General features: G+C 48.5%; 16 protein-coding genes. 2 read left to right on the top strand and 14 right to left on the bottom strand.

Translation table 11 applies throughout. The features are described from left to right. Positions 1-69 precede the first annotated feature (69 nt). On the top strand, positions 70-396 hold the full coding sequence (locus J2Z66_RS22050) for a hypothetical protein (protein WP_209974432.1): 327 nt from the start codon (positions 70-72) through the stop codon (positions 394-396). Positions 397-487: 91 nt separating this feature from the next. Here J2Z66_RS22050 and lepB read toward each other — a convergent pair whose 3' ends face one another. The 14 genes from lepB to J2Z66_RS21980 all read right to left on the bottom strand — a co-directional run bounded on the left by lepB (position 488) and on the right by J2Z66_RS21980 (position 12,904). Then, on the bottom strand, positions 488-1,030 hold the full coding sequence (lepB, locus tag J2Z66_RS22045) for a signal peptidase I (protein ID WP_209974430.1): 543 nt from the start codon (positions 1,028-1,030) through the stop codon (positions 488-490). Positions 1,031-1,054: 24 nt separating this feature from the next. Next, the gene (locus J2Z66_RS22040) at positions 1,055-1,702 is read right to left on the bottom strand and encodes a response regulator transcription factor (protein ID WP_209974428.1); all 648 of its coding nucleotides are present in this window, start codon (positions 1,700-1,702) and stop codon (positions 1,055-1,057) included. Further along, positions 1,683-2,756, bottom strand: coding sequence for a sensor histidine kinase (locus J2Z66_RS22035; protein WP_209974426.1), 1,074 nt, complete (start codon positions 2,754-2,756; stop codon positions 1,683-1,685). The genes J2Z66_RS22040 and J2Z66_RS22035 overlap by 20 nt, the downstream gene beginning before the upstream one ends. A gap of 24 nt (positions 2,757-2,780) precedes the next feature. After that, complete coding sequence (gene liaF, locus J2Z66_RS22030; RefSeq protein ID WP_209974424.1) at positions 2,781-3,443, bottom strand: cell wall-active antibiotics response protein LiaF; 663 nt, start codon at positions 3,441-3,443, stop codon at positions 2,781-2,783. A gap of 183 nt (positions 3,444-3,626) precedes the next feature. After that, positions 3,627-4,274, bottom strand: coding sequence for a PspA/IM30 family protein (locus J2Z66_RS22025; protein ID WP_209974422.1), 648 nt, complete (start codon positions 4,272-4,274; stop codon positions 3,627-3,629). A gap of 40 nt (positions 4,275-4,314) precedes the next feature. After that, positions 4,315-4,620 carry a LiaF transmembrane domain-containing protein gene (locus J2Z66_RS22020; protein WP_209974420.1) on the bottom strand — a complete coding sequence of 102 codons (306 nt, stop codon included), beginning with the start codon at positions 4,618-4,620 and terminating at the stop codon, positions 4,315-4,317. A 130-nt stretch (positions 4,621-4,750) separates the two neighbouring features. Next, positions 4,751-6,031: a GNAT family N-acetyltransferase gene (locus tag J2Z66_RS22015; RefSeq protein WP_209974418.1), complete on the bottom strand. Its 1,281-nt coding sequence runs from the start codon at positions 6,029-6,031 to the stop codon at positions 4,751-4,753. Positions 6,032-6,077: 46 nt separating this feature from the next. Beyond that, entirely contained in the window at positions 6,078-6,866 is a 789-nt protein-coding gene (locus J2Z66_RS22010) for an anti-sigma factor (protein WP_209974416.1), read from the bottom strand. Continuing rightward, a complete protein-coding gene (locus tag J2Z66_RS22005; RefSeq protein WP_209974414.1) occupies positions 6,863-7,441 on the bottom strand; it encodes an RNA polymerase sigma factor in 579 nt (192 codons plus the stop codon). The genes J2Z66_RS22010 and J2Z66_RS22005 overlap by 4 nt, the downstream gene beginning before the upstream one ends. Positions 7,442-7,549: 108 nt before the next feature. Next, positions 7,550-8,845, bottom strand: a complete 1,296-nt coding sequence (locus J2Z66_RS22000; RefSeq protein ID WP_312894704.1) for a molybdopterin molybdotransferase MoeA — start codon at positions 8,843-8,845, stop codon at positions 7,550-7,552. A 16-nt stretch (positions 8,846-8,861) separates the two neighbouring features. Continuing rightward, positions 8,862-9,866 carry a GTP 3',8-cyclase MoaA gene (gene moaA, locus J2Z66_RS21995; RefSeq protein WP_209974411.1) on the bottom strand — a complete coding sequence of 335 codons (1,005 nt, stop codon included), beginning with the start codon at positions 9,864-9,866 and terminating at the stop codon, positions 8,862-8,864. 78 nt (positions 9,867-9,944) lie between these two features. Continuing rightward, complete coding sequence (locus tag J2Z66_RS21990) at positions 9,945-10,781, bottom strand: molybdenum cofactor guanylyltransferase (protein WP_209974409.1); 837 nt, start codon at positions 10,779-10,781, stop codon at positions 9,945-9,947. Next, on the bottom strand, positions 10,778-11,434 hold the full coding sequence (locus J2Z66_RS21985) for an MOSC domain-containing protein (protein ID WP_245375738.1): 657 nt from the start codon (positions 11,432-11,434) through the stop codon (positions 10,778-10,780). Before J2Z66_RS21985 ends, J2Z66_RS21990 begins: the two co-directional genes overlap by 4 nt. Positions 11,435-11,494: 60 nt before the next feature. Next, positions 11,495-12,904: a molybdopterin-dependent oxidoreductase gene (locus J2Z66_RS21980; protein WP_209974407.1), complete on the bottom strand. Its 1,410-nt coding sequence runs from the start codon at positions 12,902-12,904 to the stop codon at positions 11,495-11,497. Between the two features lie 293 nt (positions 12,905-13,197). Between J2Z66_RS21980 and J2Z66_RS21975 the strand changes: the two genes are divergently transcribed. Beyond that, positions 13,198-14,649 (top strand): SulP family inorganic anion transporter, encoded by a 1,452-nt coding sequence (locus J2Z66_RS21975; protein ID WP_209974405.1) that lies wholly within the window; start codon positions 13,198-13,200, stop codon positions 14,647-14,649. Positions 14,650-14,741 lie beyond the last annotated feature (92 nt).

Raw genomic sequence — 14,741 nt, 5'->3', positions numbered from 1 at the left:
CTAGTCAAATTAAAAAAGCTTATGCTATAATTAAGATAAACGAATATTCGGACAAAAGAGGTGAGATACATGATCGCGACAAGCCCCGTGTTTATGGTGAATACATACAGAGCCAACCATGATTTATACCGGATCAGCGCGGCGCGCAAAGCATCCTCTGTAAATCCTGTAGCCAAACGGCAGCAGCCTCCCACTCCTTACGATCAGACCGTCTACAAACAATTCACTCACAAGGAAGCCTCCGGCATATCCAGCAGCTTGGAGCAGCTACCTCCCCAGGAGTTGTTTAATTTAAAAGGTTCTTCTATGAAGCCATATAATCAATATCAATCTCGATTGCAGGCCTACCAGCCGCCGGTTCCGATGAACGGATTATTACTAGACCGGTTTGTGTAACTTCTGAATGAACAACATATCCATTCTGGAAAAAAACCTTTCTCTACCAAGGACTGGAGCAGCACAGTCCTTCAATGGAGAAAGGTTTTTTTCAAAACACTTTTTCACCCAGTACATGATCGAAAGGTATGAAGCCTATCACTCTGCTGTCCGAGCTGTTGTTGCGGTTATCCCCCATAACGAAGATGTGTTTCTCGGGAACAACCCATTTCTTATCAGATATGTAGGACATTTTCTCCTTGATATACGGCTCATCCAGTGCGATTCCATTGCGGTATACTAGATGATCTTTGAATTCTAGCGTGTCTCCCGGCTTGCCGATAACGCGCTTGATCCAAATATGCCGGTCGTTCTTATTGCCAAACAAGCTGAGCAGGGGACTATCCTTCAAATCACTGAGAAAGGTTCTTGGCTGATTTACACGGCTATCAATAATAACGATATCTCCGTAATCCGGTTCATTTGAAAATGTATGGGAAAGCTTGGATACATAAACCCGCTGCTTGTTATGGAGGGTAGGATCCATCGACTCCCCAAGAACCTTGGTAGATTGAAAAACAAAAACACCCAGAAATAAAACCACCACAAAAGCAATGAGGACAGAACCGAACCAGCTTCCCAGTTGTCTAATCATCTTTATCCATTTCTCCTGCCCTGATTATTCTGCCAATCCGTGTTGAAATGCATAAATGGCCGCTTGTGTGCGGTCTTCAACGCCCAGCTTGGCCAGCACATTCGTAACATGGAATTTTACCGTCTTGACACCAATGAACAGTGCATCCGCAACCTCCTGATTGGATTTGCCTTTGGCAATTAGCGTTAGCACCTCCATTTCCCGTTCGGTAAGCTCTTCATGCGGCTCAGGCAGAGCCTTCGGTTGGCGGAAACGATTCATAATCTTGGAGGCTACCTGCGACTCCAGAATTGACTGTCCCTTAACTGCCGCGCGTATAGCCTGGGCGATCTCAGTCGCACGTGACGTTTTCAGCAAATAACTGAAGGCCCCTGCTTCAATAACGGGGTACATCTTTTCGTCGTCCAGAAAGCTTGTTAATACGATCACCTTGCACTCTGGATACAGCTGAAGCAGCTTGCGGGTCGTCTCGATCCCATCCATGCCTTCCATCACAAGATCCATAAGCACAACATCGGGTTTATATTCCTGTGCCAGACGAATTCCTTCGTGGCCATTGCTTGCTTCACCGACCACCTCAATGCCATCTTCTGTTCCAAGAACAGCCGCTAGTCCGATCCGAACCATTTCATGATCGTCAACCAGCAGCACCTTAATGCTCACTTCCTCCATCCGCTTCTCCTCCTTTGACAAATATGGATACCCGAATTTCAATTCTGGTTCCCCGATCAGGCGCAGTAATAATGTTAAGTGATCCGCCGATTTCGTTCACCCGTTCCTTCATGGAAACAATTCCATAGGAAGTATGCTTCTGTTCGTCCAGATTAAAGCCGACACCATTGTCACGTATAGATAGACGGATTCCGTCCTGCCGAAGTTGCAGCTTTACCTCCAGCTTCGTTGCTTTGGAATGCCGCAAAGCATTCGATAACGCCTCCTGTACAATCCGGAAGAGATGATCCTCGATCCCCATCGGCAGCCGGATCTCATGATCCATTTCCCAGGTAATATCCATGGGAACCTTAGCTTTCAGCTCATTCAGCAGCCCGACTAAACCTTCCGAAAGACGCTTGCCCTCCAGATGCACAGGACGCAGATGAAGCAGCAGCGCCCTCATCTCTGACTGCGCTACGGATGCCATCTCTTCAATCAGATTAATTTGCCGCTGGGCTTTATCGAAATCCTTCTCGAGCGTTCTTCCTACCGCAGTAGCTGTCATCGAAATGGCAAAAAGCTGCTGGCTCACCGCATCATGCAGTTCCCGCGCCAGGCGCTGCCTTTCTTCAATGACTGCAGAGAACTTGGCCTTCTCGGCCAGCTTCGCATTATCATTGGATAACCGCTGCAGGGAGGTTACCTGCTCCTCCCACTTTTTGGTCACGCGCTCCAGCTGCTCCCCGAGCCGTCCAATTTCATCCTCGCCAAGCTGAAGGCCTGTGCGGGTGAAATTACCTTTTTCCAGCAGCAGCATCGTTTCCATAATAGGCTCCAGCCTTCTTGTTATCCGATTGCTGTACCAATAGCCATATGCAGCGCCGATGACAACGACCGTAGCCATAATCATAAGGCTGAATTGCACGCCTTCCTTCCAATCCACAAAAGGTCTTATAAAATTGCGCGAGTACAAGAAATAAGCGATAGCAGCCAAAATAACCAGGCTTAGGAGGATCGATTCACTTATGCTGCGCCATATCATATTTGTAAGTCTGCGTTTATAGCCGTCCACAGGCGATGAACCTCCTTGCCTTATCTACAAAAACTTAATATCTACATCTCCTACGATATAAGAGATCATTAGTTTCACTCTGTGATCACAGCTTTCATAATTTGGTGAATGCCAGAGCAGCTTATTCATAACTCCAGCCTCCCTGTCACTCGCCACATCAATTTTACCGAAAACCACGGAAGCTTCCACGGATACCCCGATATCCTCAGGAATCATAATATCCACATCGCCAATCGCTCCCTGCAAAATAAGCGTGGTCTCCCTCTTCTCCAAGATCGCCAGCGACAAGTCCATGTTGGTTTCCCCAATCAAGTACCAGATGCTGCTGTCCTTAAGAATCCAGGGCTCTTTGCCCAGCCGGATGCTGTCTATCAGCTTTTGCTTTTGCACATAAGAATCGTCTCGATGCGTTTGCTTGGATTTGTAATAGAAGTAACCGAGCGCGATCAGAATGAAGCCTACCACGATGGAATAATTATTGCTCAGCAGAATTATCGCTCCGATAATAATCCATATATAGCCCTTGCGCTCAGAACGGCTGCGTACCTGATAAATACCAAGCAGAATGAGACCGACAGCGAAAATAGGGAAAAAACCGACTGTATGATCCAGCAGTAGAAATAGACCGGCTCCAATGAGCACCATCGCCGTGTTGCGGTTCCTGTTATTTTTGGTTTCTTCTCCCATGTCGCACCTCCTCTGGCTGTTCGTTTTTTATAAGCGCAAGTAATTATGCAAGTAATGATGATAAGGCTAAAAGCCATAGCGGCACCAATACGGCCCTATGGCTTTTTGCACCTTTCCTAGCATATCATAAGATAGGGCTGTCTCCAAGATGCAACTTTCAGAGTAATACGGACTATTTCTTGATTATTTCTTGTCACGCCGCAGCTTATTGAAAGCTTCGTCCAGCTCCCGTTGAAGGACTACGCCTGCTTCCTTCAGCGTCTCACGTGAGATTCGCCCTGCATCACGCAGCGCCTCATTCACATCGCGGCCGATCTCTCTGCCTGCCGCACCAAGGTCGCGCATAGTATTCTCCGCCGCGCCGTGCCGATCCACACGCTTCTGCAGCCGCTCTGCTTCGAGCTTGGCAGCGTAGTATTCGCGCTTCTCGCTAGCATCCGCATAGCTGGCACGCAGCCGCTGCAGATCCTCGGCAAGCTTAAGCGCCCTCGTCTGACACTGCTCGTACTCAGCGCGGTACTGCTCGGCTGCTTTCTCAGACAGCAGCTTTTCCTGCAGGGCAAGCCGGGCAAGCTGCTCTTCTCCGACCCGCATCGCCAACATTGCTTGCTCTCCCCGCTTGGCAGCCAGCTCCTCAGCATCTGTAAACTGCTGACGCAGCATAACAGCCTGCTCTAAAGTAAGCTCACAGAGACGTTGTATTTCATCCAGCTGCTTGCGCTGTGAGTCCAGAAAGTTATCGACTTCACGCTGCGGGTCTACCGGCCGCTCCGTTACTTCCTGCCAGGCCGCTTCAGCTAATTGACGTATGCGTACAAGTACACTATTCATCGGTTTCTCTCCTGCCTCTCCCACATCTCCTCATAGGAACCTACCAGTCCTGCGTATTGGAAGGACTTTGCTTCTTGATCATAGACACTCCAAATCCAATGAGCAGCACGGCAAACACGATGGAGAAAAGCCACGACAGCTTGAAGCTTAAGAGCAGCAAACCAAATATGGCGAAAAACCAGCCGACTTTCTTACCATTCTTAATCCCTACATAACCAAGTCCAGCAATCGCTATAGGAACCACATAACCCATTAAATCAAAATGAAAACCGAAGCTTCTAAAAAGCACAAAGGTTCCAAAGAAAATTAGCAGTAAAGCCAAGCCACTCTTTTTATTGATTGACATTGTTCGTTCCACCCTTCGTTCTTGTTCTTATTGTCTTTATTGTAGACAAAAAACGAACGAGGCAAAACGGACTAACGACCGTTTCTATACCTGGACCTTGGTCTAGGTTCAATTCCGACCTGCGACAAGACTAGAAATAATCCGTCAAATAGGTCGTACAATCAGGAATCAAAGCCTCTAGCCGCATTACTTCTGCTTGATTTCCTTGGATTCTGCCAATGGTGTGAAGAAAGGACGCTTTCTGATATCCCATCAGCAAACAGGACAAAGTCTGAATGTCACAGCTAAGGAGCTCAGCGCCTTCCTTCAATTGCAATTCAGGCTGGCGAGTGACCTTCGCTTCACCAGAGACGTCAACAATAATCTCGAAAAGGCCTTGATTCCATTCGGCATAAGCATCCGAAACCTGCAGGTAGAAGGGCCTTGAAACCCTTAAAGCCCTCGGAGACATCGAAGTCATCGAAGTCATCAGAGTTTCGGGAGTTCCGGGAATATCGTGAGTTTCGGGATTACCTGTTATCACAGAAGCGGCCACAAAGGAATATTGACTAATGAAGGCTTCCACATCTACGATGCGAGCCATAAAATAAGGTTTCCGTTCTTGTTTCATCCTGGGATCAGCCAAGAGGAAGGACAGCTTATCCTGAGCCGGAGCTTTAACAATCGTAGTGGTCATCATAGAGTCATGATCAGAAATAAATTTCCATAATCCACATCGGGCATCCTCATCCAGAAAAACAAGCTCGTGTACTGTGAAAATATGATTGCTAATCGAATAATATACATAGCCTGTCAGCTCGCCCAGCGCATTTCGGTACACTGCCGCCGTATGGCTGCCCGTCTTGAAAACACGATGATTCCACCAATCCCGGTCCCGCACCAGCATACCGTTAAAGCGGCTGGCATATGCCTCATAAATGGGGTGCAGCAGTTCCGCATCCAGGGCAACCCGCTCCACTCTGCTGCCTTCCTTAGCGGCGAAACGAGGCAGCTGTCCAGCTTCAATCTCATACTGCACATAATCCATGAACATTTCCCAGCCGAATTTACGATAAAAAGAAAAACTGAAAGGATGCAGGAAAGAGACCGATTGTCCCGCCTCTTTCATCTTCCTTAGGGATAGCTCCAGCAGTTGGCTAACCATTCCTTTACGCCTGTATTCAGGCCAGGTCGCTACACCAGATATTCCACCCATCGCATATCGCTTGCCATTCAGCCATATCTGGAGCTCCAGAATCGTCAGCTTCGCGGCCATTTTGCCATCCACAAAGTAACCCCATATTTGCTTTGGATCAGTCCTGGCGATCCGCCGCGCCTTATCCTCTTCCGTTAAAACATATTGGAAAGCAAATTCGGATAAGGTGAGACTGTCCAACAGCTCTTCTTGCTTTAATCTGCGAATCTCTTCCATTCGTCCGCTCTCCTTTATCGTTCGAGAAGCACTGCACTCATTTGCCTTAGCTTCCTAATAAATTTGCAGCAAGCACTGCTGTTCCTCTAGGTGTCTCTCCATGGGCATCAGGCTCCAGTGTGATGGCAATTTGATCATAATCACTTGGATCGAACGTATAGTATAACCCGCCGCTTCCATTATGGGTCATAAATGTGCCGGCATTAACTACATTACCGTCTTTTACCAGCCAAACCTGATAGGCTTCAGTTCCTTTAAGCTCAGGCAGCTTCTCCGCTTGTACGAGCAGATGGGTTCCCTTAGAATCAATAACTATAGTTGCCAAGCCTTTTGCCACAATGTCCGCCGTAGCACTGCTTAAGGTAACAGCCTTGTTCACTTTGACACCTTGTACAGGCTCGTTGATGCTGGCAAGCTCCGTCTTTAAATCTTTTACATCCTTTTGCAAATTAAAATTATATATACCAAGAACAATAACTGCAGCCGCTAAACCACTGTATATCCACGGTCTAAATTTCCCCGGCCCTGCTGATTGGGCACGCGTTGTTGCAGATTCAGGGTTCCCAACTGATTGGACATCAGGTTCCACATTTGAACCCTCGGTTGCTGTGTGCTGTAAAATATGTCCCAGAATACGCTCCTTCATCCCGGAAGGCACCTCTACCGGCTCTGACGAAAGCGGAAGGAGGTCAACAAGGGAAGCAAGCTCCGCTAACGAATCCACACAGTTCTGACATTCAATTAAATGCTGCTCAAATTCTGCTCTTTCTTCCGCATTTAAACCATCCACAGCATACATCTCCAATTGTTCGCATTGATCATGCCGCTTATTCATCCTTGTAGCTCCTCCTTCCCCACACCTGCAAGCCGATTTTTTAACTGTTTTAGCGCAAGCCTGACCCTGCTTTTAACGGTACCGAGCGGGATCGCATGCTGATCCGAAACCTCTTGCTGTGTGAATCCACGAAAATAAATAAGCTCCAATACCTGCTGCTGCTCCGCATTCAATCCCTGCAGAGCCTCCCTTACCTGTTCCCCTACCAAATTGGCTTCAACGACCTCTTCCGTGCTTTTCCCTGTATCTGCGACCCTGTTCATTTGTTCAGTCTCAGTAACATGCTGTGAGGTCCGATTTTGCTTTTTGCGTAGGCCATCTACTGCAATATTGCGGGTCAATGTAAACATCCAGCTCGTCAGCTTGCCGTGGGCAGCATCATAACGCTCAGCTGCATTCCAGATGCGAAAAAAAAGCTCCTGGACGACTTCTTCGGCCAACATCGGATCCTGGACCATTCTATAAGCGAAAGCATATATCGGTTTCTCATACCGCTCATAAAGGAACTTCAGCGAATCCGCATTTTTATTCACAATCTGTTGCATCAGTTCCTGATCTGTCAGTGTACCATTCATGAAGGATCTCCTTTCCGAGTTTTCCTCCCCTATCTATACTTCGCAAAAACTTTTGTATTGGATTGTTCTCATTTTTGAAAAGAGGGGGCGCTTACTTGCGATAACCTTCTAACGATTCACGAGCATCTGGATGGCAACAAGCTCACCTCTTCGAAAGCCGCTTCCCCCTGCGGGAAGCTGAATCAGACAGTCCGCATCCTTGATAGAAACCATAATACTTGACTTATCTGCGCCTGCAGGTCTTACCCACAAACAGCCATTCTCTATACGTGTAGTTCCCCTTACATATCTGGGGTAAGCAGAGCCCTTGTCATAATCCACATCTAAAAAAGCAGTAGCGGCTTCACAGCAAGGCTGCTGATGCCCCTGCATACTCTCCAGTGCAGGCCTGACAAACAGCTCAAATCCGACGAAAGAAGCACCTGGATTGCCGGACAAAGCGAACAGCAGCTTATCCTGCCAAACAGCCGCACTTGTTGGGCTTCCTGGCCGCATAGCTACTTTATTGAAAAGCAAGGTGCCCTGCCAGCTTCCAAAAACTTCGACAAGCACATCATAGTCTCCAACCGAAACACCGCCTGTAGTAATCACGCAATCGGCGGATTCGAAGGCCTGAATAAGAGCAGCCTGCACCTGATCCGCATGATCAGATAATGCCGGCATGATAACGGGAATTCCTCCCGCTGCTTCCACTTGGGCAGCGAGCATATAGCTGTTGCTGTTGCGTATTCGTCCAGGCTCCAGCTCCATAGTTACGTCCAATAGCTCAGATCCCGTTGAAAAAATAGCAACCCGCGGCTTCCTGTACACGGCGACATCTCCACAACCAAAGGTAGCGAGTATCGCCGCTACTCCTGCGCCAATCCAAGTCCCCTCGGACAGCAGAAGCTCACCCTGGCTAATTTCACCAGCGACCGGGGTTAAATTGTTGCCGGACTGCAGTGCTTTCTTAATCCATACTTTTTTCCCGCTGCCTCTTAGTACTGTTGGATCAGCAGCATGCTGTCCATCCTCTTGAGTTTGCGTCATCTCTAGCATGACAACCGCATCGGCCCCATCAGGAACCGGAGCCCCTGTCATAATCCTGGAGGCCTCGCCTGCTCCCACTCGCTTAAGCGGGATTGTGCCGCAGGGAATATGCTCCACAACCTCCAGCTCCACCGGATGGATAGCAGAGGCTGCTGCAATATCCACAGCTCGTACCGCATATCCATCAACACCAGAACGCCGAAAATGCGGCACTGGATGCGCCGCATAGATCGTTTGTGCCATCCTCCTGCCGAAAGCGAGGACTAACGGAACCTGCTCCGTCTGGATAGGCTTTATGTAAGGGAGAAGTCTCTCCCTGGCTTGCTGTACCGAAATCGTTTCGCGTCCAAACTTAAGATTACGTTCCTTATTCACAAGCTTCGTCCCTTCGCTAGCCTCCGATTTGCGACATGCGCCGCTCCGTCGGATTATGAGACTGATCCTCATTCATCAGTGCCTGAGCCATTTCATGATTTTGCGGCTTAATATCCAGCGCCCGGAAGAACAAATCTTCCATCGCTTGCTTATCCCCGATATAGGTACGTACATTAAACTCATGCGACCAATACAAGCAGGGCTTGATGTTTCCGTCGGCTGTAAGCCTGAGGCGATTGCAAGTCTCACAGAAATGATCGCTGATCGGATGGATCAAGCCAAATGAGCCTAGCGCCCCTTCAATGCGATAATTTTGAGAGGGGCCGTTGCCGTACACGTTCTCCGATGGCGCGAACTTCCATCCCCGCTGCTCACAACGCTCCAGCACCGTACTCAGCGAAAGATATCTGGCTTTCCAGGCTTCATCATTATGGCCTATCGGCATATACTCAATAAATCTCACCTGAATTGCACGCTCAACTGTCATTTGCAAGAAATCCTCAATCTCGTCGTCGTTAAGTCCTTTCATCAAGACCACATTCAGCTTGATCGGAGCAAGCCCCATCCTGTAAGCGGCTTCGATGCTTTCTAATACCCGTTTTATATTACCGCCTCTTGTAATCAGGGAGAACCGGTCCGCTTTGAGCGAATCGAGACTAATATTTACTCTAGTCAAGCCCGCGGCGCGCAGCTTCTCAGCTCTGGAAGCGAAGAATATCCCATTCGTCGTTAATGCTATATCTTCAATGCCTGGAATGGCGGACAGCATGGCGATAAGCTGCTCCAAATTTTTGCGGACGAGTGGCTCTCCACCGGTAATTCGCAGCTTCCGTACGCCCAAACCGGCAAGAACACGAACTACCTCCGTAATCTCCTCAAAGGAAAGCAGCCGCTCCTCAGGCTCAAACTCCATGCCCTCCTCAGGCATACAGTACACACATCGTAAATTACACCGATCCGTCACGGAAATCCGCAAGTAGTCATGCTTCCGTCCAAAACGATCGATCAGCAATCTTTGCATGGGAATCACCTTCTCTCCCTACCATTATGGCATAATTCCTCATAAAAACCCAGCACTTATGCACGGCCAGCAAGTAAATCAGAGTAAATCAGAATCTGCTTTTGCCGCCTTATTTACAATTTTATTTACTGCCTTATTTACAGCCTCATTATATTCTTCATGGGTATTCAGATTCATTGTAAATTGAAGATCGATCTTCCGCTGCAAAAAAAACTCATCATCCGCCTTCTTCCATTCTATTCGCTCCATAAGCCCCATAAGCCTGTATGTTTCTTTGCTGAGCAGTTCCTCAGCAATGCCTGCTATTCTCCGATGATACACCCCATGCAGCGGCTGAATTCTTCCCCCAATAACGGGAATTGCCGCATCGGCATCACCATCCAGGCACAACCCGCCTAGCGCCTCTGCTGCCGCGGCAGAAATGTAGGGCATGTCACAGCCTACAATCCATAGCAGATTTTCATTTGCTGTATCTGAGTACCCTGCTGACTCGGTTGATGCTACTGAGTCTAATAACTCTATTGAATCCGCTGGCGCTTCTGAGTCTACTAGCTTTAATGAGTCTGCTGGTGCTACTGAGTCTACTAACTCTAGTGAGTCTGCTGGTGCTGCTGCGTCTACTAACTCTAGTGAATTTGCTGACTCTAATGCCTTGCACGCAGCATGAATTCCGCTGAGCGGACCTTTGCCAGGCCATATATCAGCCATATACCTAACTCTGGCAGAGTCGAAGCCGTCAATGGCATCCTTCAGCAGCTGTGGCGTTTGTGTCACGATCAGGATATCGCGGCAGAGCTGTGACATCTCCTGCAGCTGTAGGCGAATAAGCGGGATGCCTTCGATCGGCAGCAGTGCCTTGAGCTTCCCGCCCATTCTCCTATTCATTCCGCCTGCCAGTATGACGCCAGTCATCATACATTAGCCTCCTCAAGCTCTATCAGACGTTTACTGAAAGAAGCCCGCCAGCTCGCCGACAGTTCCTCCACTGCTAAAATCCGCTTTATCCCCTCGATATTACGCACATCGTGATACTTAAGCTGATTCGCAAGCTGCACAGTGACCCCGCCAGGATGTCTGGACACAAGCCGTACATCCGGCTGAACAGGAATTATGCCTTCGCGGATTACGCGAAAATAAAAGCCAGTAAAGCCGGTTTTCTGCACCATTAGGGGTAAATCAACCCTGCCATACCGCTTCGCCAGCTTGAAGCAAGGCTGCCTCGGCTGGGTCACTTCCACCAAGGCAGCCCCAAGCTCATACCTGTCACCAATACATACATCCGACTCCAGAAGGCCAAGCACAGTCACATTTTCCCCGAAGGCGCCATATTCCAGCTTCTCCCCGAGCACTTGCTCCCAATGGGAATAATGCTCCTGGCAGTAAACGCACAGCGCTTTGTCTACACCGCCATGAACTGCCAAATCAGCCTGCCCATCGCCTTCCAGCTGGATACTTGATAGAAACAGAGGCGCGTCAGATGGAAATTTCATAATGCCTGTGATTAATTCCTTGCCGTCTACAATCAGTACTTGGGGCTTCCCTACATTAATAGATGTAACCTTCACCAAGCAAACTCCCTTCTTTTTTACATGAGATTATATCACTCGAGATGACTGCTAATTCCTCCGCTAAACCCAAGCATCGTTGTCGTAACCTCGAAGCTCCCAATAACCAGTGTGCTCCTTCTCGATCAGCTCAATACCCTGCAGCCATTTCACGGATTTGTATGCGTACATTTTCGGAACGATGAGACGGACTGGTCCGCCCAGCTTTTGCGGAATCGGCTTGCCATCCATCATGACAGCTACCATCACATCTTCCATATCAGCCTGCTCAAGAGAGAGTGCGTCAGTATACACATTGTCCCCCGAGTAAAATTTCACAAATTTAGCTTCTTTGTTTACATTAGCCATGTCCAGCAATTTTTTGAGCGGAATTCCCTCCCATGTAACGCTGTAGACAGACCAGCCCGTAACACAGTGAAAATCACTCACTTGAACCGTCCGTTCAAGCTCCAGGAACTCCTCCCAGCTGAAGGCCCTGGGATTGGCAACTAACCCGGATAAAGCGAATTGCCAGTTATCCGAAGAAAATGTGGGAATTGACGTAACCGTGTAGACACGGAAATTCCCTTGGGCGCCTCCGCCGACGACCGCGGCGGAATCAGGCAAGGGCTCAGGCGGCGGAAGCATCCGATTGCCGTCTGTTTCACTAAGCTGCGCGATCCCGCTGCCGCCAGTGTCAAAGGCGCCTTTGAGCCAGCGGTAAAAGGCGGGCCCTACGCCGATCAGCAGCAGCAACCCTGCGGCCAGCCGCAGGAAAGACGCGCGCGTGATCGGCGAATTTTTCAGCACGGCGATGACCGCCTGCGCTTTGGTCCGCTGCGCTGCAGCTGGCTCAGGCTCAGGCTGCGATGCTGTGGCGGCGGCTGACGCTGGCGCAGACGCGGTAATTGCTGCTGGAGCCGCATTTGCTGCATTTGCTACACTACCTGCGCTTGCTGCACTTGCTGCACTTCCAGCACTCGCAGCATGAGCGCTTGCTTTAGCAGCAGCAGCGGCTGCGGCGCGCTCCTGCTGCTGCTGACGCTTAAGCAGGCGGCTGCGGGAGATGGAATGGTAAATGACATACGGGATACCGACCCAGGTCAGCAGATCATGAACGAGCAGCGCGGCATTGTTCCAATGCGTAGGCAGATTTTTGAACTGCCACAGCACAAGCCCCGAAATACTGAGGCCGACAAGCAGCGCAATCACAAGCAGCAGATTGCCTTTCTGATTGATCCGGCCACGAAGCTGCTTCCAATGCTTACGAACCATCGGTCCGTAAAGCGCAATCAGCACAATCGATACCAGCCCTATCCAAATATGCACCTGCTTCAACATCACTCTGAATTTCCCTAAATCACCACGAATGGCTCCAATACTCAAAATAATGCCAGTCACAGCTAAAATCAGCACGATCCAAGCGTTCCATGTATGCAGTTTATTTAATCTTTTACCAAACGATTGCTTTAACCAGCCTCTGCGCGATTCCATACCATCAACTCCTCGTATTTCCTCTATATATATCATAACGCAAAAACCTTAAAAAAAGCTTACATGTACAGGTACTTTACTTAGAAATTTAGCGATAGTCACGAATCTGGATAAGTACTTGAAATATTGCTTAAAATTGCTCAAAATCGGCTCTTGGCCGAGAAATTATACCTGCCAGCTTTTTTACTAGAAAAAACAATGGATATTAGTTATAATCGTAAACAGTGTATATCGGCCCCGACAATCCTGAGAGTGGAGCGTCCCTAATTGAATAGAATGGAAGTGGTTAATTCTTGTTTTTTCAGCAACTTAGACAAGGTTTCTTTGGTAATGTCCGCAAGGATGTCCTCTCTGGGATCACGGTCGCCTTTGCCTTAATTCCAGAAGCTATTGCGTTCTCCATCATGGCTGGTGTGGATCCGATGGTTGGTTTGTACGCTTCCTTTACGATTGCTGTTAGCATTTCCTTTTTTGGAGGCCGGCCCGGGATGATTTCAGCGGCAACTGGTGCTATGGCTTCGTTAATGGGACCGATCGTTGTGAAGTATGGCATCGAGTATTTATTTGCCGCCACCATTTTAACGGGTATCATTCAATGGCTCCTGGGCGTATGCAAGTTTGGTCGTTTTATTACATTCGTTCCTCATTCCGTTATCATCGGCTTCGTCAATGCTTTGGCTATTATTATTTTTATGGCACAGCTGTCGAACTTTAAAGGTGAATCCTGGCCGATGTATACGATTGTAGCTGGGACCCTGCTGATTATTTATGGCTTGCCGCGGATTACCAAGGCCGTTCCTTCTGCTCTGGTAGCTATTGTTGTTATGACGATCATCTCGATTGTCACTGGAAGCGGAGTTCGCACTGTAGGGGATATGGGCGAGATTTTGCAAAAGCTGCCCTTTTTTCATCTCCCGGAAATCTCTTTGTCCTTGAGCACTTTGCTCATTATTTTGCCGCTTTCACTAGCGCTTGCTATCGTAGGATTGACGGAATCTCTGTTAACGGCAACGATTGTCGATGAAATGACAGAGACCCCAAGCGATAAAAACCGTGAAATCCGCGGACAAGGAATCGCCAATGTGATTACTGGATTTTTTGGCGGTATGGCTGGATGTGCCATGATCGGACAAACCGTCATCAACGTTAAATCGGGTGGCCGGAAGCGATTATCCACCTTAGTAGCAGGCTTATTTCTACTCTTTCTAATTTTAATGCTCGGTAGTGTCGTCAAGCAAATTCCGATGGCTGCTTTGGTTGGTGTGATGTTTATGGTTTCATTCAGTACCTTCGATTGGAGCTCCCTTCGCACCTTGAACAAGATTCCTCGTGATGATGCGGTAGTCTTGATTGTTACCGTAGCTATCGTAGTAGCGACATCCAATCTGGCACTCGGCGTATTAGCTGGGATTATCCTTAGCGCAGTGTCATTTGGTTGGAAGATGGCTCGGATTAAGGGAACCTCAAGTCTCGAAAGCAGCGGTCAAAAAGTATATGTAATATCGGGGCAGCTATTTTTTGCTACGATGACTCATTTCATTCATCTTTTCGATTACCACAAGGATCCTGCTCATGTCGTAATTGACTTTGGGCACTCCCATGTATGGGATCATTCCGGCATTAACGCTATCGCCAAGGTGGTTGAGAAGTATGAGAGTCTGGGGAAAAAGCTTACGCTTCGCGGCCTGAACGATGAAAGCCAGAAGATCATTGAAAAAGTGGGCGTAGCCTACACTTCAAAATAATTCAAACCAAAAGGTGAAGACCAGGACATCCTGAGCTTCACCTTTTTTTTTTGGCATGTAGGCATATAAGCCTGCATACTTGTGCGTAAATA

This window comes from Paenibacillus eucommiae (genome assembly GCF_017874215.1).
In the GTDB taxonomy this organism is placed as follows: domain Bacteria; phylum Bacillota; class Bacilli; order Paenibacillales; family NBRC-103111; genus Paenibacillus_AI; species Paenibacillus_AI eucommiae.
The sequence above is the reverse complement of the archived record's forward strand: the minus strand, read 5'-3'. Positions and strand labels throughout refer to the sequence as shown.